We start from the raw sequence: 468 nt of genomic DNA, 5'->3' as shown, positions 1-468 counted from the left end.
TCGGATAAAGCTTTGTCTAAAGGAGGTAAAGGCAAGTGACAGAATACTATTCATATAAACCACACTTTGAACGCCCGGTCCCTCCAGCCGTGTTTAATCATGAAATGAAGGAAATGCTTGAGGCGATTGAAGCCGTCACAAAGGTTGTGCAGGCAGAAGGTGTCTCTCATTTGTATTTTCCAGTTGGAGAAGCCAGTCTGGGTGCAGATAAGCCTTATTCAGCCTTTCAGAAGGCATCGGATCGTAGTGTGGATATGCAGACCTATGCCCAGAAAATCCACTCGGACATCATGGAGACGATTGACAGTAAGTTTACCAAAGGCTTAGACGACACATTTGAAACATTGAATGAAGTCAATGGTAATAATAAGCAATATAAGACTCAACAGATGAGCTATAAGTCTAAGACAACTTATAGCGATTATACTGGACTTACTTATGGTTACGAGACAGAAGAGAAGTATACTC

1 pseudogene is annotated in these 468 nt (G+C 41.7%); it reads left to right on the top strand.

Annotation, left to right across the window (positions count from 1 at the left end):
• Positions 1-35: 35 nt before the first annotated feature.
• A pseudogene (locus SCRDD08_RS10720) lies at positions 36-468 on the top strand (hypothetical protein); the annotation flags it as partial.

It is taken from the genome of Streptococcus cristatus (assembly GCF_001578775.1).
Classification (GTDB): Bacteria; Bacillota; Bacilli; order Lactobacillales; family Streptococcaceae; genus Streptococcus; species Streptococcus cristatus_A.
Note: the sequence above shows the minus strand (reverse complement) of the source record. Positions and strands in the feature narration are given on the sequence as shown.